The 17,976-nt window shown below is 72.2% G+C and carries 17 protein-coding genes; 10 read left to right on the top strand and 7 right to left on the bottom strand.

Features of this window, described 5'->3' with window-relative positions; all coding sequences use genetic code 11:
• Position 1: 1 nt before the first annotated feature.
• On the top strand, positions 2 to 316 hold the full coding sequence (locus DVS28_RS00795) for a hypothetical protein (RefSeq protein ID WP_114589757.1): 315 nt from the start codon (positions 2 to 4) through the stop codon (positions 314 to 316).
• Here the strand turns inward: DVS28_RS00795 and DVS28_RS00800 are convergent, their stop codons facing one another.
• Complete coding sequence (locus DVS28_RS00800) at positions 317 to 1,795, bottom strand: GGDEF domain-containing protein (protein WP_114589758.1); 1,479 nt, start codon at positions 1,793 to 1,795, stop codon at positions 317 to 319.
• Positions 1,796 to 1,931: 136 nt separating this feature from the next.
• On the opposite strand from DVS28_RS00800, the gene DVS28_RS00805 reads away from it, so the two are divergent.
• Both DVS28_RS00805 and DVS28_RS00815 read left to right on the top strand, forming a co-directional pair.
• Positions 1,932 to 2,906 carry a YihY/virulence factor BrkB family protein gene (locus tag DVS28_RS00805; protein WP_114589759.1) on the top strand — a complete coding sequence of 325 codons (975 nt, stop codon included), beginning with the start codon at positions 1,932 to 1,934 and terminating at the stop codon, positions 2,904 to 2,906.
• Between the two features lie 111 nt (positions 2,907 to 3,017).
• The gene (locus DVS28_RS00815; protein WP_114589760.1) at positions 3,018 to 4,175 is read left to right on the top strand and encodes a GNAT family N-acetyltransferase; all 1,158 of its coding nucleotides are present in this window, start codon (positions 3,018 to 3,020) and stop codon (positions 4,173 to 4,175) included.
• A 24-nt stretch (positions 4,176 to 4,199) separates the two neighbouring features.
• Here the strand turns inward: DVS28_RS00815 and DVS28_RS00820 are convergent, their stop codons facing one another.
• A complete protein-coding gene (locus DVS28_RS00820; RefSeq protein ID WP_114589761.1) occupies positions 4,200 to 5,420 on the bottom strand; it encodes a hypothetical protein in 1,221 nt (406 codons plus the stop codon).
• Positions 5,421 to 5,706: 286 nt separating this feature from the next.
• Here DVS28_RS00820 and DVS28_RS29840 point away from each other — a divergent pair, with 286 nt between their 5' ends.
• Positions 5,707 to 9,516, top strand: coding sequence for a fibronectin type III domain-containing protein (locus DVS28_RS29840; RefSeq protein ID WP_114589762.1), 3,810 nt, complete (start codon positions 5,707 to 5,709; stop codon positions 9,514 to 9,516).
• Positions 9,517 to 9,547: 31 nt separating this feature from the next.
• On the opposite strand, the gene DVS28_RS00830 is transcribed toward DVS28_RS29840, so the two are convergent.
• The gene (locus DVS28_RS00830; RefSeq protein ID WP_114593917.1) at positions 9,548 to 10,108 is read right to left on the bottom strand and encodes a CGNR zinc finger domain-containing protein; all 561 of its coding nucleotides are present in this window, start codon (positions 10,106 to 10,108) and stop codon (positions 9,548 to 9,550) included.
• A gap of 97 nt (positions 10,109 to 10,205) precedes the next feature.
• Between DVS28_RS00830 and DVS28_RS00835 the strand changes: the two genes are divergently transcribed.
• Entirely contained in the window at positions 10,206 to 11,291 is a 1,086-nt protein-coding gene (locus DVS28_RS00835) for an EamA family transporter (protein ID WP_164709752.1), read from the top strand.
• Positions 11,292 to 11,318: 27 nt separating this feature from the next.
• On the opposite strand, the gene DVS28_RS00840 is transcribed toward DVS28_RS00835, so the two are convergent.
• Positions 11,319 to 11,741, bottom strand: a complete 423-nt coding sequence (locus tag DVS28_RS00840) for a TIGR03618 family F420-dependent PPOX class oxidoreductase (protein ID WP_114593918.1) — start codon at positions 11,739 to 11,741, stop codon at positions 11,319 to 11,321.
• 45 nt (positions 11,742 to 11,786) lie between these two features.
• Positions 11,787 to 12,137: a VOC family protein gene (locus DVS28_RS00845; protein WP_114589764.1), complete on the bottom strand. Its 351-nt coding sequence runs from the start codon at positions 12,135 to 12,137 to the stop codon at positions 11,787 to 11,789.
• Between the two features lie 74 nt (positions 12,138 to 12,211).
• On the opposite strand from DVS28_RS00845, the gene DVS28_RS00850 reads away from it, so the two are divergent.
• The 4 genes from DVS28_RS00850 to DVS28_RS29080 all read left to right on the top strand — a co-directional run bounded on the left by DVS28_RS00850 (position 12,212) and on the right by DVS28_RS29080 (position 15,006).
• Complete coding sequence (locus DVS28_RS00850) at positions 12,212 to 12,847, top strand: hypothetical protein (RefSeq protein WP_114589765.1); 636 nt, start codon at positions 12,212 to 12,214, stop codon at positions 12,845 to 12,847.
• A 94-nt stretch (positions 12,848 to 12,941) separates the two neighbouring features.
• The gene (trxA, locus tag DVS28_RS00855; RefSeq protein ID WP_114589766.1) at positions 12,942 to 13,325 is read left to right on the top strand and encodes a thioredoxin; all 384 of its coding nucleotides are present in this window, start codon (positions 12,942 to 12,944) and stop codon (positions 13,323 to 13,325) included.
• 82 nt (positions 13,326 to 13,407) lie between these two features.
• Positions 13,408 to 13,680: a YrhK family protein gene (locus tag DVS28_RS00860; RefSeq protein WP_216826310.1), complete on the top strand. Its 273-nt coding sequence runs from the start codon at positions 13,408 to 13,410 to the stop codon at positions 13,678 to 13,680.
• Between the two features lie 27 nt (positions 13,681 to 13,707).
• A complete protein-coding gene (locus tag DVS28_RS29080; RefSeq protein WP_216826311.1) occupies positions 13,708 to 15,006 on the top strand; it encodes a YecA family protein in 1,299 nt (432 codons plus the stop codon).
• A 52-nt stretch (positions 15,007 to 15,058) separates the two neighbouring features.
• Here DVS28_RS29080 and DVS28_RS00870 read toward each other — a convergent pair whose 3' ends face one another.
• On the bottom strand, positions 15,059 to 15,646 hold the full coding sequence (locus DVS28_RS00870) for a Uma2 family endonuclease (protein WP_114593919.1): 588 nt from the start codon (positions 15,644 to 15,646) through the stop codon (positions 15,059 to 15,061).
• 85 nt (positions 15,647 to 15,731) lie between these two features.
• Between DVS28_RS00870 and DVS28_RS00875 the strand changes: the two genes are divergently transcribed.
• Positions 15,732 to 17,372 (top strand): DNA polymerase/3'-5' exonuclease PolX, encoded by a 1,641-nt coding sequence (locus DVS28_RS00875; protein ID WP_164709753.1) that lies wholly within the window; start codon positions 15,732 to 15,734, stop codon positions 17,370 to 17,372.
• Positions 17,373 to 17,598: 226 nt separating this feature from the next.
• On the opposite strand, the gene DVS28_RS00880 is transcribed toward DVS28_RS00875, so the two are convergent.
• A complete protein-coding gene (locus DVS28_RS00880) occupies positions 17,599 to 17,970 on the bottom strand; it encodes a DUF2237 family protein (protein WP_114589769.1) in 372 nt (123 codons plus the stop codon).
• Positions 17,971 to 17,976 lie beyond the last annotated feature (6 nt).

Here is a 17,976-nt window from a genome sequence, read left to right on the forward strand (position 1 = left end):
CATGCACAACGACGTCGTCCACCGTCTCCAGGCCGAGCTCCGCGACTACTTCGTCGCTCCCCAGCCCGAGTCAGCCCCTCGGCGAGCCGACGTGTCGGTCGACTTCGCCGCCCTCGCGCCGGCCATCGAGGCCGCACGGGGCACCACGACCCGGACTGCCCAGGCCCTGCAGGCACCGTCGGCCCGGACGCTCCTGCGCATCGCCCTGCTGTTCCTCGTCCCGGCCATCCTGATCGCGCTGGTCGGCGTCCCCATGGCGGCCGACCTCGCCGACACGCTGGCCGCGACCGCCGATGAGGTCATCGCCGGTAGCTGATCAGCGCGACCCGCGCCCCCCGCCGGGGCGACGGGTTGCGCCCTCGAGGTCCTCGACGTCGTCGAGGTCGACCTGCTCGGCGGTGGTCGGAAGCCGACGCTTGTGGCGGTACATGGCCCTGTCGGCACGTTCCATGAGGGTGTGCGATGACGTCTCGCCGGGCGTCGCGATGGCCATGCCGACGCTGGCGCGGACCACGATCAACGGCTCGGCCGCCACGGTGACCGACTCCAGCGCGGCCGTGACCTCCTTGCGGAGCGTCAGGGGATCGGCGGTCTGGACGACGACGGTGAACTCGTCGCCCGACAACCGGGCGACCAGGCCACGGTCGCCGACGACCTTCTCGAGGCGGGCCGCGACGGCGATGAGCGCCTGGTCGCCGGCCCGGTGGCCGTGACGGTCGTTGACGGCCTTGAACTCGTCGACGTCGGCCATGAGCACGGCCACGTCGGCGTCGGACTCCGAGTCGAGCAGCAGGCTGTCCAGGTGGTCGGTCAGCTGTCTGCGGCTGGCGACCCCGGTCAACGGGTCGGTCGCGAGCTCCTCGTCCAGTCGGGCGCGGTCGAGGTCTCGGTCGATCAGCATCAACGAGAACCTCCCGACCCACAGGGCCGACAGCGCGGTCATGCCCATGGCCAACCCGAGGTCGGGCGGGCTGCCCAGGACCATCCGTGACCACATCAGGGCGGGCGCCGCCGTCAGCGCCAGGCACATCAGCGCCACCGACGCCGCGGTGACCCGACGGTAGACGGGGGCCGGTCCCGGACGGATGGTGGACAGGTCGCGGTGGGACAGGGCATGGACGAGCAGCAGGCTGGAGACGACGGTCCACACGTCGACCGAGCGTGGCCGGACGGGTCCGAGGCCCTGCAGCGCGGTCAGGATCGTGCCGGGGATGGCCAGGCCGGCAGCCAGCGCGAAGGACCGCACCGCTCCGGACGGGTCGGTTGCGATCGCCCGCAGCCACAGGCTGGTCCCGACCAGTCCGATGATCAGCATGGTCGACGGCGTCGAGGTGGCCACCAACGGGTCACCGGTCAGGGCCGCGATCTCGCGCAGCCCCATCGACGCGATCAGTCCCACGATGAGGCCGTCGAGGATGATGTGGCGGCCGTGCCCCGGCCGGATGCCCCGCACGAACACCGCACCCGCGCCCAACAGGAGCAACGAGGCCAGCCCGTTGAGCAGCTCACCCGGACCACCGTCGGGCAGCGCGACCCGGGTGCCGTTGCTCAGCGCGTACAGCGTGCACGCCCCGACGAGCAGCCAGAACGCCGGCAGGCGGGGCCCCTTGGCGCGTCGGACGCGGAGCAGGCTGACCGTTCCGGCCGCGGCGGCGAGCAGGTACTGCAGCCCACGCACGGCCACCCGGGTCTCGTCGCCGACGAGCAGGGCCAGCGCGGCCAGGAGCACCGCAGCGAAGAGCCATGGTGCCGAGCGCGCACCAGCGATCCCCCGCGTTGGTGTTGGGTTGGCCATCGGCCCCCAATCGGCGCCCGGAGTCGGGACCTGAGGCGTCCCGCGGCGTTTCGCCTGCCGGCCCCGCGGGAACGTCACGAATGCGCTTCACCCAGCTGACGCACCCAGCTGACAACCCCGACGGAGGACCCTTCCAGTGACGACGACGACCGAGCCACGCGGCCGCCGCTCCGGCGCGACCGCCGACGACCCCACCGACATCCCCTCCGAGGGCTGGCGACAGATCCTCCGGCGCACCAAGGACGAGATCAAGGACGATCGCGTCACCCTGATGGCGGCGGGCATGGCCTTCTACGCGATGCTCGCCCTCTTCCCAGCGCTTGCCGCGGCCATCACGATCTGGGGTCTGGTCGCCGACCCGGTGCAGGTGCAGCAGACCATCGCCGACGCCGCGCAAGCGCTGCCCTCGGGTGCCGCCGACCTGCTGTCGGAGCAGATGACCCGGATCGCCGACAGCTCGGGCACGGCCCTCGGGTGGACGCTGGTGGCCACGCTCGGTGGTGCGCTGTGGTCGGCGTCCAGCGGGACCAAGGGGATGATGGAAGCCGTCAACGCCGCCTACGACGAGGACGAGACCCGTGGCTTCGTCCGTGTCCGGGGCATGGCCCTGGCCCTCACCCTCGGCGGGATCTTCTTCGGGCTCCTGCTGGTCGGCCTCGTCGCGGTCGTCCCCGGTGTCCTGTCGCTCATCGGCCTGGGTTCGCTGGCGGAGAACCTCGTGCGCTGGGGTCGCTGGCCCGTCCTCGCCGTCGTGCTCGCACTCGGCCTCGCTGTCATCTACCGCTACGCCCCCGATCGCGATCAGCCCAAGTGGCGCTGGATGAGCCCGGGCAGCATCGCCGCGGTCGTCCTGTGGCTCGTGGCCTCCGCCGGATTCGCCTGGTACGTCAACAGCTTCGGCTCCTACAGCGAGACCTACGGCTCCATCGCCGGCGTCATCGTCCTGATGTTGTGGTTCTTCATCAGCGCGCTGGCCGTGCTCGTCGGCGCCGAGCTCAACGCCGAGGTCGAACGCCAACCGCGCCGGGTCGGGATGACCGACGACAGCCGGCAGATCGACCTCCGCGACCCCGACGCCGCCCAGCGACCGGTGCGCAGCGGTCCCAGCTGACCCTGTTGCCCCGGACCTGACCGCGCTGGACCTGACCGCGCTGGACCTGACCGCGCTGGACCTGACCGCTCCGGACCTGACCGCGCCGGACCGTCCCGCTACGGTCCGGCCATGGCACGCATCGAGTCCCTGAGCGCCGTGACGCTCGCCGTGGCCGACATGGCCCGGTCGACCGCCTTCTACGACGCGCTCGGCCTCGAGCGCGTCCACCACCAGGCCGACTTCACCTCCTACCGCTGCGGGGAGGGGTTCCTCAACCTCCAGCAGGTGGCCGCACCGTCCCCGTCGGGGTGGGGCCGGGCCATCCTCTGGGTCGACGACGTGGACGCGATGGCCCGCGTGGCCGTCGCGGCCGGTGGGGTGCTGGACGGCGAACCGGCGGATGCACCGTGGGGCGAGCGGTACGTGCACTGCACCGACCCCGACGGCCACGAGCTGTCCTTCGCCCGTCCCGTCGACAACCCGGTCTTCCGGCCGGCGGCACCGGAGGACATCGACCACCTGCTCGAGCTGAACGAGGCGGAGGTGCCGGCCGTCGGATCCCTGGATCGGGACGGCTTCGACCGGCTGCTGGATCAGGCGGACCGGACGGTGGTCGTTCGCAGAGGGGGGTCGATCGCCGGCTTCGTCGTCCTGGTCCGCGAGGGGTCGGACTACGCCAGCCCCAACTACCGGTGGTTCGCCGAGCGGGTTCCGTCCTTCCTCTACGTGGACCGTGTTGTGGTCGCCCCCGACCATCGCCGACGCGGGATCGGCCGGGCGCTGTACCGCTGGGTCATCGACGCGGCCGGTGACCTGCCCGTGCTGGCCGAGGTCAACACCATCCCGCGCAACGACGCGTCGCTGGACTTCCACGCCGACATGGGGTTCGAGGAGATGGGACGGGTCGCCCACGCCGCCGACAAGGAGGTCGCCATGCTGCGCCACGACCCGGTCGGCGCGACCCTCCGGTCGGGTTCGTTGACGGCCTCGTCCGAGGCGCCCGGTGCCGGGGAGACCTTCACGACCCTGCTGTGGCAGCCGGGGGTCACGGTGGAACAGATCGTCTCCTCCGATGCACCCGACACCCACGAGCAGGTGGGTGATGCCGACGAGTGGGTGGTCCTGCTCGACGGGAGCGCCGACCTGGAGGTCGAGGGGGTCGTCCGGACGCTCGCCGCGGGTGACTGGGTCGTGCTGCCGGCGGGCACCCCGCACAGGGTCTTGTCGACGTCCAGCGGCGCACGATGGCTGGCGGTCCACGTCGACCCTCCGGGGACACCAGCCTGATGCGGTGACGCGCGTCGGGGCGGGTCATCCGTCCCGGCGGTACCGCGTGACCACGCGGGAGACGGCCGGCGCTCCCGGTGCGGTCCGGACCGGGAACAGCCCCGCGAGCACGTGGCTGGCAACGACCGCGCCGACCGCCCCCCACCCGGCCCGGGACAGCACGGCCCCGACCACGCCGCCGATGACGGTGGCCACGACGACGGCCAGCAGCCCGGCGTTGAACACCACCACCCGGGTGGCGGCCAGTCGTTCGAACCTGGCGACCAGACGGTCCCGGCCGGCGAAGGTCCGACCGCGCAGCATCGGGGCGACGTGGGCCAGCACGCCGATGATCGCCTGCAGCAGCACCCCCATGCCGACCGCCACCCCGAGGGCGTCCAGCCGGTCCCACCAGCCGTAGGCCACCACGGCCACGTCGGCCCAGACCACCGCGGGAAACCACAGGCAGACCGCCACGACCGCCCATCGTGCCGGCGCCCCGTGGGACCGCAGCCCCGCTCGCACGACCGCGCCGCACGTCGCCGTGGCCGCCCACGCGAGGGCGCCCAGCGCCACCGCCGCCAGGCACCGGACGATGATGCCGAGGACCCCGCCGACACCGGTCGCCAGCAGCAGCAGGGTGGCGATGCTCAGCCCGGTCGCGCCGTGGCGCAGCACGACGGCGGCCCGGTCGTCGGCCCCGGGTTCGATCCGGGTGCGGGCGAGGGTGGGCCCGAAGAACACGAGTGTGGCCAGCAGCGTCAGCCCGCCCCAGCCGAGCACGTTGACGTGCAGGTGGGCGATGCGGGCCGAGACGTACCACGGCCCGGACAGCACCCCGAGGCCCATCAGCACCCCGAGCAGGGCACCGTGCACGAACATGCCGTGGGCCCGCTCGTAGGCCCGCACGATCCATGCGAACCGAGCCCCGACCGCCTGCGTGCGCATGCCACGGAGCTGCCACCACGACCACATCACGGCCGCGGTCAGCGCGGTCGCGCCGGCCGCGAGCAGGACCCGTCGGCCCTGGACGACCCCGACAAGCATGGCGGCGGCGCCGACATCGGCCAGGACGAGGCGGGCCGTCGGGCTCGTGGCGGGGCTGCGCGTCAGGGTCGTGCCGAAGTGGTCGCTGAAGGCAAGGACGAGGTTGGACAGGACCCCGAGGGTGAACAGGTGCACCGCCAGCCACCGGCCGCCCGGCAGCCGCTCGCCCCCCACCGCCCAGACGACCACGGCGATGCCGAAGGCCACCGCGAGCAGCACCGCAGGCACGGTCGGCCCGAAGGGGGAGCGGCCGAGCCGTCCCTTCCGGTGACCGCGGACGGCCCGCGGTCGGGATGTCGTCGGGGAGGGGTGAGTCGGCACGGACGCAGGGTCGACCGGACCGCGCTGGGCTGTCCAGCACCGTTGGTCCCGGTGATCTCGGGACCATGGACGTGCGCTGTACGTGCCCATGTCTTACGGGGAGTTGTGTCACCGCACGTGCAGTCGTAGCGTCGGCACATCGGGCGCGACCGGTGTACCGACGGCAGAAGGTTGAGGGACTTCCATGCGCGTGTCTCGTATCCGCCCCATCGTGATCGGCATGCTCGTCGGCCTCGTGGCCGCGCTGCTGGCCGTACCGGCCGGTGCCCAGGACCGTCCGGGTACGGACCCGCGTGGCAACGAACCCGGCCTCAGCCAGGTCCTGAGCGACTATGCGCGAGGAGAGGTCGACGAGGTCGGTGCCAGCAGCAGCGAACCCGGGGTCCGTGCGATCCCCGATGCCATCATCAACGACGGACAACGGCTGCTGGTCTACGTCCAGGCCGACCGGGCGCTCGACGCCGCGTTCGAGGCGGGGCTCGGCGACGCGGGCGCCGAGATCACCCACGTCGCCCACGACCACCGCGTCGTGACCGCCTTCGTCGCCCCGGCCGATCTGCGTTCGGTCGCCGCCGTCGACGGGGTCGTGTCGCTCCAGGAAGCGTGGGCCCCCGACGTCAACGACGACGGGACCGTCACCGGTGCCTGCCCGACCGGCATCAACAGCACCGCCGACATCCAGCTGCAGGCCGACATCGCCCGACGGGACTTCGGCGTCGACGGAAGCGGGGTGACGGTCGGGGTGCTGTCGGACACCTACGACAACACGACGACCGACGCGACCGACGAATCCGACGACATCGCGTCCAACGACCTGCCCGGCGCGACGAACCCGTGCCTGCGCACCACACCGGTCAACGTCCTGGCGGACCTGGCCGGCGGCATCGACGAGGGCCGCGCCATGGCCCAGCTGGTGCACGACCTCGCGCCCGAGGCAGACCTGTCGTTCGCCACCGCGTTCGAGGGCTTCTTCCAGTTCGCCGATCGCATCCGTGACCTTCGCACGGCCGGTGCGGACGTGATCGTCGACGACATCACCTACTTCATCGAACCGGTCTTCCAGGAGGGGCCGATCTCGGTCGCGATCGACGAGGTCGTCGCCGACGGTGCGGTGTACCTGTCGAGCGCCGGCAACAGCAACGTGGTCGTCGGTGGCAAGAACGTGGCCAGCTACGAGGCGCCGGCGTATCGGCCGACGACCTGCCCCCCGGCGCTGCAGGCGAACTACCTCGACTGCCACGACTTCGACACGACCGCCGCTGTCGACCCCACGTTGGAGTTGACGTTGCCTGCCGGTGGCTTCCTCCGTGCGTTGACCCAGTGGGCCGAGCCGTGGCACGGCGTCGTGACCGACATCGACGTGTTTTTCCTGAACGCCGCAGGAAATGGCCTTGCGTCCGGCGCCAACCCCATCGGCGTCCAGCCGTTCGAGGCAGCCCAGTTCACCAACGGGGGCGCTCAGCAGACCGTCTCGGTCGTCGTGGCGCGGTGGCCGTCGCCCACACCCGGGACACCCCGCATCAACCTCAACTTCGGGCGCAGCAGGATCACGGCGTCGGAGTATCCCGACGGGCTGAACGGGGACATCGTCGGCCCGACCATCTGGGGCCACAACGGAGCCGAGAACGCGCTGTCCCTGGCCGCCACCCCCTACAACGACGTCGGGCTGCTGCCCGAGACGTTCAGCTCCCTGGGACCGGTGACCCACTACTTCGAGCCGACCGACACCGTCGGACCGAACCTCCCCGGCACCGGCACCCCCTCGGCGCCGCTGGCCACCCCCAACGTGTTGGCCAAGCCCGACATCACCGCCACCGACGGCACGTGCACCACGTTCTTCGGCGGGTTCTCCGACGGCTGCAACCGGTTCTTCGGCACGTCCGCTGCAGCACCCCACGCCGCAGCCGTTGCCGCGCTCGTCGTCGACGCCGCACCGGACATGACGCCGGCGCAGATCCACCAGCTGCTCGAGGACACGGCCACACCGATGAACGCCCCTGCTGCGGCGGTCGGTGCCGGTCGCGTCGACGCGCACGCCGCCCTCGATGCCCTGCGCCCCACGGCGGTGGCGGGCACACCCGGCAACGGGCACGTCGACCTGACCTGGGACGCACCGGCCAACGAACCGGGAACGATCTCCGGTTACCGGATCCGCACGTTCGACGGGGGCGTGCTGGTGGGCGCACCACTCGACGTTGGGGTTGTGACATCTGCCGCGGTTCCCGGGCTCGCCAACGGCACGACCTACACCTTCACCGTCGCGGCGCTGACGGCATCCGGTGAGGTGCTGGAGTCCGACGAGAGCGCCGGTGTCGTCCCCGCCGCCACGACGCCCGACGCGCCCATCGACCTCGCCGGGACCACCGGCCCCGAGCAGGTGTCCCTCACCTGGAACCCGCCCGCCGATGACGGCGGCAGCCCGATCACCGAGTTCCGCGTCCGGACCTTCGACGGAGGCGTCCAGATGGGGGCCTTCCAGACCTCGGCCGGTTCGCCGGCCGTGATCACCGGGCTGACCAACGGCACGCCCTACACCTTCACGGTGTCGGCGGTGAACGCCATCGGGGAGGGGCCCGAAACGGCCGACGCCGGTCCGTTCACCCCCGTCGACGTCCCCGCCGCCCCGACCGGCGTCGGCGCGACGGCTGGGAACGCCCAGGCCACCGTCTCGTGGGTGGCCCCGGCCGACGACGGCGGAAGCGCGTTGACGGGCTTCCGGGTCCGGGCGTTCGACGGCGCCGTCCTGGCCGCCGGTCCGGTCGATGTCGCCGCGGCGACCACCCAGACCCAGGTGGCCGGCCTGACCAACGGCACGCCGTACACCTTCACGGTGTCGGCGACCAACGCGGTCGGCGAGGGTGCCGAGTCCGCAGCGTCCGGGGCGGTCACCCCGACGGCACCGCCGCCGCCGCCGCCTCCGCCGCCGCCTCCGCCGCCGCCCCCGCCCACCCCGACACCCACCCCGACCCCGACGCCCACCCCGACACCGACCGAAACGGCGCCGCCCGAGGACATGCTGATCTACGTCCCGCCGGCCGACGGTGACGGTGGCGGCTCGGACGTGGCGATCGACTTCAGCCAGCTGACCACACCGGACGGACCGTCAGGGTTCGCCCAGCGGATCCTCGGTGTCCAGGAAGTCGAGGTGCTGCTGGCCAGCGAGGCCGTCTTCGCCGACGCGCTTGCCTCCGGCACCCTCCAGGACAGCCGAACCCTGCTGCTGACGGACCCGGCCGAGCTCGAGGCCACCGTGCTCGCCGAGCTGGACCGCCTCGGTGCGACCTCCGTCCGCATCCTCGGTGGCGAGGCAGCGGTCAGCCCGGCCGTGGCCGACGCCCTGATGGCGGAGGGCTACACCGTGGGCCGCACCGCCGGGGCGACCAGGCTCGAGACGGCTGCGGCCATCGGTGCCCTCGCCGCATCCAGCGACGGGTTCCTCGCCCGGGCGTTCCCCACATCGGCCGACCAACCCACCCAGGGTTTCGCGGACGCGTTGGCGCTCGGCGGCTGGGCCGCCGAAGCCGGTGGACCCGTCCTGCTCAGCGAAACCGACCAGCTGAGCGCCACCACCACGACTGCCCTCGGCCAGGCGGGGCTCGACTCCCTGCGGCTGGTCGGCGGCGAGGCTGCCCTGGCCGGCCCGGTCGCAGACGCTGCCGGGGTCATCGTGGCCGACACCGACCGGGTTGCGGGCCCCACCCGGTTCCACACCGCGGTCGCGGTGGCCGAGGCACGCGGGGCCACCGCCAGCAGCCCGGCCGACGCGGTGGTCGTCATCGATGGCGGCTCGGCCTTCGGCTGGACGGCCGGGTTCTCCGCAGCCCGGCTGTCGGGCGAGATGGACGCGCCGATCGTGCTGCTCGACGGCGACACCATCCCCGACATCACGTCGGAGTTCCTGACCGACGCCCTCACCGATGACGCCGAGGTCATCTGCTCGGCATCACCGACCGCCTGCGACGCGGTCGCTGACCTGCTCGGGCTCGCGGGGTAGCGGCGGTCGCACCCCACCCACGCCGCCGGGGTCATCCGTCCCCGGCGGCCTTCCTGGCCCGATAGGCCGCCACGTTGGCCCTGTTCCCGCAGTTGCCGACATCGCAGTAGCGCTTCGACCGGTTGCGGGACAGGTCGACCAGCACGGCCTCGCAGTCCTCGGCCGCACAGCGTCGCAGCCGCGAGAGCTCCTCGGCGCGGACCAGGTCGACGACGGCGAGGGCAGCCTCGACGGCGATTCGCTCGGCGAGGGGATGGTCGGCTCCGACGGCATGGATGTGCCAGTCCCAGCCGTCGTGGCGCACCAGCTGCGGCAGGGCCTCGTGCTCCCGGAGCAGCGTGTTGACCCGCTCGACCACGGCCTCGACGTCGTCGGTCCACAACTCGCGAAGCCTCGGCCTGAGCGCCCGGACCGCATCCAGCTCCACGTCGTCGCGGGTTCGTGAGCCCGAGTACTGGTTGTCGGCGACGAACGCCTCCAGCTGCGCAGCAGAAGACATCTCGTCCTCGCCGCTGTCGGACGCCGACGGGGCGGTGTTGACCAGCGCGGCCGTTGCGAGCAGGGCCATCTCGGTGTCATGGGTGAAACGCACGTTGACTCCTGACATACTCTGCCGCTACGGTCATGACCGTAATGCTACTTGACTCATGACATGCCGGTCCGGAGGGGCTGGCCAGAGGAGCCATCCCGTGTCCACCGCCGTGCTGAGGTCCATCCCCACCCTGCGTCCCCGTATCCCGACCCGCCTTCGTGCCGGGTCGCTTGCCGGGCTGCGCCTGCGTCGGGCCGGCGGCCCACCCCGTCAGGGCGGCTCGGCCGGGGCGATCGTCCTGGCCCTGGTGTCGGCCCTTGCGTTCGGCACGTCCGGCCCCTTCGCCAAGGCGCTGCTGGAGTCCGGCTGGTCGCCGTCGGCGGCGGTGCTCGTCCGCGTCGGTGGCGCCGCACTGGTTCTGCTGCCGGCCCTCGTCGTGGTGTGGCGCCGCAAGCGGCCGGCCCAGCGCGACAGCCGCATCGTCCTCGCCTACGGGGTGATCGCCGTGGCCGGGGCACAGATCTGCTACTTCTCCGCGGTGCAGACGCTGTCGGTGGGTGTGGCCCTGCTGCTGGAGTACCTCGCCCCGGTGCTGTTGGTCGGCCTGGCCTGGGCACGGACCCGCACCGCCCCCGGACGCCGGACCCTTGTCGGCTCGGTCGTCTCGATGGTCGGCCTCGTGCTGGTGCTCGACATCGGCGGTGCCGTGGACGTCGACCCCATCGGCGTCGTGTGGGGCCTCGGCGCGGCCGTCTGCCTGTCCGCGTACTTCCTGCTGTCGGCGAAGGTGTCGGACGACCTGCCGCCCGTGCTGCTGGCCGGTGGCGGCCTGGCGGTCGGCAGCGTGGCCATCGGCCTGCTGGGCGTCCTGGGCGTCCTGCCCCTGCACGCCTCGACCGCGTCCGTCGAGCTGATGGGCCGCACGACGAGCTGGATCGTCCCGGTCGTCGTGCTGGTGCTGATCTCCTCGGTGCTGGCCTACCTGACCGGCATCGTGGCCGCGGGACGGCTTGGATCGCGCGTGGCGTCCTTCGTGGGCCTGACCGAGGTGCTGTTCGCCGTGCTCGCCGCCTGGCTGCTGCTCGGCCAGCTGCCGGTGGCCATCCAGCTGCTCGGTGGCCTGTGCATCATGGCTGGCGTCGCGCTGGTCCACGGCGACCCGGACTCCGGTGCGGATGCCCTGACTGCCCCGGACGGTGCCCCGACGGCCGAGCCGCACCCGGGCAGCCCGCTGGTCGGGTGATCGGTGGTCCCGCTGACCCACCCGGGGTCAGCGGGGAAGCTGGCCGTGGACCGCGGTCGGGGTCAACCGCAGGACGAGCCGCTGGTCGTCGACCATGGCCTGCATGAACTCCGTCGGGTCCGGGTGGGGCTTGCCCCGGACCGCCTCGAAGACCGCCAGCAGCTCCTGTCCGGTGGCGTCACCGGGTTCGGTGGACACCGGCGAGAGCTCCACGTCGCAGGTTGCGGCGACGTAGGACCAGAAGTCGTCGCTCGACACGTGCATCACCGCAAGCGGTCGGCGTCGCAGGTTGTCGGTCTTCGCCCGCCCGTCGGTGACCGACACCCGGAACGTGGTGCCGTCGAAGGCGTAGACCACGTTCGTCGCGTGCGGCACCTCGCCCTCCGACAGCGTCACGATCACCGCCTGATGGCGAGCTGACAGGAAGCTGGCGGCGTCGCTGATCTCCATGGCCATGATGCTATCCAGCCCGGTGCGGGACCAGCGCGCCCGGGATCAGCGGTGGCCGAGGACGTTCACCACGTTGCCGTTCGCGTCCCGGACGAAGAACCGGCGGACACCCCAGGGTTCGTCGTGCGGCCCGTGGACGACCTCCAGGCCCTGCTCGACGGCGAGCGCATGGGCGGCATCGACGTCGTCGACCTCGATCGAGGCGTCGGGGTTCACCGGCGCGGTCTCGTCGCGGGTCATCAGGCTGAGCTGGTGGGTGAGGGTGTCGTCGGCGAGCGTGACGATCCACCCGTGGTCCATGACGACCCGCAGGCCGAGGATGCTGGCCCAGCGCGGGGCGTCGGTGGCGATGTCGTCGACGGTGAGGACGGGCACGACCCGTCGTGTGGTGGTCATGTGGGTTCCTCTCGTGTGGGTGAGGCTAGGGTCCGACGAACGTCACCGTCGTCGAAGCCGGCCCCGAGGGAACCATGTCCACCATCCGTCCGCGCCCTGTCCACCTGCTGCTGGTCGCGGTGTTCCTCCTGCTGGGGGCCTGTGCTGGTGGTGGCGAGGCCGACGACGCCACCGAGCCCGTCGACCAGGCGGCGAGCGGGACGGACTCCGCCGAGGACGACGGACCCGCAGCGCAGCCCGGCGCCGATGGCGTGGGCGACACGCCGGAGCCGGTGCCCCCGTCCGCGACGCCGACCCCCGAGGCGTTGGCCACCGCGCCGGCGCCGACCCCCGAGGCGCTGGCCACCGCCGACCCGCAGCCGACCGATGCCGGCACGACCGGGGGCACCGAGGCGTTCTGTGCGGCGGCCGCGACGTTCGTGGAGCTCTTCGACGGTCCTGACCCATCCACTCCGGAGGAAACCCAGGCCTACTTCGAGACCGCCATCACGATCCTCGACACCATGGCCGACGTGGCACCCGGCGAGGCAGCGGAGACCGTCACCGGGACGCGGGACTTCTTCGTCGAGGTCGACCAGCTGGCGGCCGACGTCGGCTATGACGTCGACGCGGCTGACGAGGACGCGCTCGAGGAGCTCGAGCAGCGCTACGGCGCGACGCTGGACGGGTTCGAGACCGTCGTCGCAGACGGCTGCGGCCTCGACCTGTAGGACAGGGGGGGCCCCGCTGCCGCCTCGGAACATCGGTTGGGCGACTGGCGTTGGGGGGAGGGATTCGACGTACGGCTCGACAAAGGAGACCCCAATGAGCACCGTCACCCTGACCGCAGACAGCTTCCAGGACACCGTCACCGACAACGACATCGTGATGGTCGACTTCTGGGCCGAGTGGTGTGGACCCTGCAAGTCCTTCGCTCCGGTCTACGAGGCGACGTCGGAGTCCAACCCCGACATCGTGTTCGGCAAGGTCGACACCGAGGCCGAGCAGGCCCTCGCCGGCGCTGCCGGCATCCAGTCCATCCCGACCCTCATGGTCTTCCGTGAGGGCGTCATGGTCTTCCGCCAGTCCGGCGCCCTTCCCCAGCAGGCGATGGACCAGCTGATCTCGCAGGTCCGCGAGCTCGACATGGAGGACGTCCACGCCAAGGTCGCCGAGGCCGAGGCCGAGGCAGCGCAGGCCAGCCAGTAGGGCTGAGCCGCGTTTGCCGGTCACGGGACCGGGGATGGGTCGGAACGAATCCGCGTTCGTCCGACCCTCCGGAGTTCTCCCAGTGACCACCACGGACCTCGACCCCGATGACGTCAGCCTGTCCACCCATCCCATCGAGGAGCTGGTGCAGGACTACGAGTGGTTCCACACCCTGTTCGGGATCATCGGCAACGTCGCGTTCGTCATCGGCTCGATCTTCTTCCTGTTCGAGTCGCTCAAGACCGCAGGGGTGTGGCTGTTCATCATCGGCTCCTCCGGGATGCTTCTCGGATCGCTCGGCCAGATCGTGGTGCGTCGGACACGCCGTCGCCGACAGGAACGCGGCAGTGGGTGACCCCCTCACGGGTACCCTGCCGAGATCGTGACCGACCGCACCGCTGACCTGCCCGCTGCCATCCTCGACCGTCTCCAGGCGGTGCCGCGCGACGAGCCCATGGTCCTCGACCTCGTCGGGACCGTCGACCTCGGGCCAGGGCCGGATGCCGAAGAGGTCCGGCTGCGCATCCTCGCCGCCGACCCGTTGGAGGGTGACCGTGAGGGCGCTGACCGGTTCGTGGCGTCTCACCCGGCCGGCGAGGGCCGCGAGGTCATCGGCTACGTCTCCTTCGGTCAGGCCGAGCTCGATGCGGCCGGCTCCGGCTGGGCCGAGCTGCTCGGGCGGGCAGCCCGCGCCGTCGCCGAGGCCATGGCCGGATCCGACGGCCTGATCGGTGCTGCCCACGGCGAGGACCCGCTTGCCGAGTTGCCGGCCGACGCCGTGTCCCTGGAGGACTGGACCGTGGGGGACTGGCTGCCGTACTCCGTCGGCGTGCTCATCGACATCGCCGAAGCCGAGGACGGGACCCTGGGGTTCCCCGTCGAGGCGTTGCTCCCCACCTCGCCGTCCAAGCGCACGGTTGGCTGCGCCGGTTGCGCGGGCACCGTCCTGCACCCGCCCCACATCCCGCTGGAGGTCGTCCACGGCCTGTGCCCCACCCATCAGCGGCAGCACGAGAGCTGGATCGCCGACAACCTGCCGATGGCCGAGGAGGACCTGCACACCCTCCACTCCCTGATCATCGACATGGAGGCGGTCTACGTCAGCGGTGTCGGTGCAGGGCTGGTCGCGATCGACAACGGTGACTCGACCCCGACCGAGCTGCTGCGTCGTGCGCGGACCTGGTTCGACGAGCCGGGTGGCCTGACGCTGGTCTACGCCGACGATGACGACCTTGCCGGCGTGCTGGACCGGGCCACCCAGGACATCAAGGAGGCCGAGGGTGCCGAGGCCGGGCTGGCCGCCCTGGACGACCTGCGCTTCCTCGTGCCCGAGGCCTGCTGGATGGTCGACATGGACGCCCTGGTCTGGCTGGAACGCGACGACCCCCGTCAGCGGGAGCTGCTCGACCACGTGCTGGCCGACCACCAGGACGAACCGGGTGCGATCCTCGGTGCCGCGGAGATGCACGAACGCCTCGACGACCACGACTCGGCCACCGAGCTGTACCGCAAGGCGTGGACCCGTGGGCTGGCCTCGGGTCAGCCGATGATCGCGGAGGTCGCCGAGCAGGGACTCGGGCGCATCGGCGAGGAGCCGCCGCAGCCCACCAGCAAGGTCGGTCGCAACGACCCCTGCCCGTGCGGCAGCGGCAAGAAGTTCAAGAAGTGCTGCGGCCGCTGAGCGGTGGCTGGGGCCGGACGAGCGGGCCGGACGGTCGGGTCGGCGAGGCCGCTCAGTCGGTGATGCGGGTGCCGTCGGGCCGCCAGCGGTCCGACAGCAGCAGCGCCAGGTCGATGGGTTCGCCCATGACCTCCAGCGTGTCGTCGGGACCGAGCTCCTCGATCGTCGTGTAGCCCTCGGGGGCGGGATCGGTGTGCACGACCGCTCGGGCACCGGCCATGTCCAGCACGACGTAGAGGGGGACACCCGCGGCGGCGTAGCGGGGGGCCTTGTGCACGAGGTCCAGCCGCTGGCTGGTGACCGACACCTCGATGGCGACGTGCGCGACCAGGGGGTGGGCCGACGGGGTCGTGACATCGGTGACCGCAACGTCCGGCTGGGGCAGGGACACGTCGTCGACAGCCAGCGGCAGCTGGATCCGAACCTCCAGCCCACGGCTCATCAGCGGCGCCAGCATGGCGTTGAGGCGGGTGATGGCCCACCCGTGTGGTGACCCCTGGGGGCTCATCTCGACGAGTTCCCCGCCGAGCAGCTCGATCGGCTCGCCCTCGAACATGCCCTGGGCGACCATCTGCTCGAACTCGACCCGGCGGAGCCCGCGGACACGGACTCCCTCATCGGGACGGATCAGGTCGGTCATCGTCGTGGACCAGTGTAGGGACGGGGCCGGCGGGCATGGGGGCACGGTACGGATGCCGGCGCGGCGGATGGGGAAGGATCCGACTGTGGCTGTGGACAACGTCGACCGAGTCGTCAACGACGCCGTCGCCGACGATCTCGTGGAGATCGCGGCGATCCTGTCGACCCGACGCGGCGAGCGCTTCCGTGCCCGGGCCTTCCGCACCGCCGGGCGGATGGTGGCCGCGCTCCCGGTGGCGGTGGACCGGCTGGGGGAGGAGGAGCTGCGGGCGCTCGACGGCGTCGGCGACGCGGTGGCACGGGCGATCCGGAGCCACCTGTCCGACGGGGTCAGCGGCTACCTGGCCCGGCTGCGGGAGGAGGAGCCCGACGGCTTCGGACAGCTGGTGCAGGTGATGGGCGTGTCCACCAAGCTGGCCCGCGAGCTCTCCTCGCGCGGGGTGGTGGACCGTGCGGGGCTGGCGGCGCTGGTGGCCGACGGGGGCATCCTCGACGTGCCGGGGGTGCGGGAACGGACCGCCGAGGTCATCGCCGACGGCCTCGGCCGCATCGACCACCGCGGCGCCGGGTTGCCGGTGCTGCGACAGGCCCGGCTGGAGGCCGACCGCTGGGCCGTCGCGCTGGGTGGCCTGCCGGGTGTGGCACGGGCCGTCGTGGCCGGACAGGTGCGACGGGGTGTGCAGCAACCCAGCGCGCTGGAGCTGCTGGCGGTCTGCACGGCCCCGATCGCCCAGGTCGCCGTGGCGGTGTGCGAGCACGACGGCTGCATCCGGACGCTGGCCGACACGGGGGACCGGGTGGACCTGCTGACCTCGGCCGGCCGCCACCTGGTCGTCCACCTCACCGACGAGCGCAGCGCGGGTTCGGCGCTCGTCGTTGCCACGGGCAGCGAGGCCCACGTGCAAGTCCTGCGGGAGCGGGGGATGGGCGACGTGGCACCGGACGAGCCGACGGCGTACGCCATGGCGGGGACGATCCCGGTCCCGCCGCCCCTTCGCGAGGTCGATGGTCCGCCCGTGCCCGATCGGCTGGTCACCCTCGCCGACCTGGTCGGCGACGGGCACGTGCACACCGAGTGGTCCGGCGACGGCCACGACTCCATCGACGTGCTCGCCACCGCCGCCGTGGCCCGCGGGTACGAGTGGATCGCCCTGACTGACCACGCCGAGAACCTGACCATGAACGGCCTGACCCGCGAGGCGCTGCGCCGCCGTGACGCCGCCATCGACGAGGCCCGCGAGCGCCACCCCGACGTCCGGCTGCTGAAGGGGCTGGAGCTGAACATCGGGCTCGACGGCGGCCTGGACTACGACGAGGAGACGGTGCTCGGCCAGGACTGGTGTGTGGCCAGCGTGCACTCGGTCTTCCAGCGGCCCGAACCCGTCCAGACCGACCGGATCCTCGCCGCCATCGCCCACCCGGCCGTCCACGCCATCGGACATCCGGTCGGGCGCCTGCTCGGCATGCGGCCGGGCTACCGGATCGACATCCACGCCATCGCCCAGGCAGCCGCCGAGACCGGCACGGCGCTGGAGGTCAACGGGTCACCCCGCCGGCTGGACCTCGACGCGGAGATGGTCGCGATCGCCGTCGCCGCCGGGGCCACGTTGGTCCTGGACTCCGACGCCCACCGCGCCCGCGAGCTGGACTACGTCGTCGAGGCCGTCCTCACCGCCCAGCGCGGCGGCGCCCCCCTCCACCTGATCCGCAACGCCCGCCCGGCCTGACGCCCCCCGGTCCGGCCCCGGGGTGGCGCCCAGGCCAAGCCCGGCCCGGACCGCCCCGGCCCCACCCGCCCCGGCCCCGCCACACCGAGTTGTGCAGCTCGGCCGACAGGCCGGCTGACGTGCCCAGACGCCGCCGGGAGATGTGCAGCTCGGCCGCGATCTCGGCTCAGGAGCACGAGAGGGAGGAGGGGGGCATGCCAGTCCCAGGACGTCGGCCGGGGGCGCGTCAGTCCGACGGCGCGTCGACGGCGTGGGCCTTCAGGTCCGCCAGCCCGCACCACTCCAGGGTGAGGATGTGGGTGGCCGCCAACACCACCTGTGGGGCCGCGCCGGCCTCCAGCGCCTCCTGCCAACGGGGGGCGCACAGGCACCACTGGTCGCCGGGGGCCAGGCCGGCGAACCCGTACTCGGGCATCGGCGTGGCCAGGTCGTTGCCGACCGAGGCGGAGTAGGCCAGGAACTCCGCGGTCATCACCGCACAAACGGTGTGCACACCGGTGTCGCCGGTGCCGGTGTTGCAGCAGCCGTCGCGGTAGTAGCCGGTCATCGGGTCGCGGGAGCAGTCGGACAGCTCGCCACCCAGCACGTTCTTCGCCATGCCCGC

It is taken from the genome of Euzebya pacifica (assembly GCF_003344865.1).
GTDB classification, from domain to species: domain Bacteria; phylum Actinomycetota; class Nitriliruptoria; order Euzebyales; family Euzebyaceae; genus Euzebya; species Euzebya pacifica.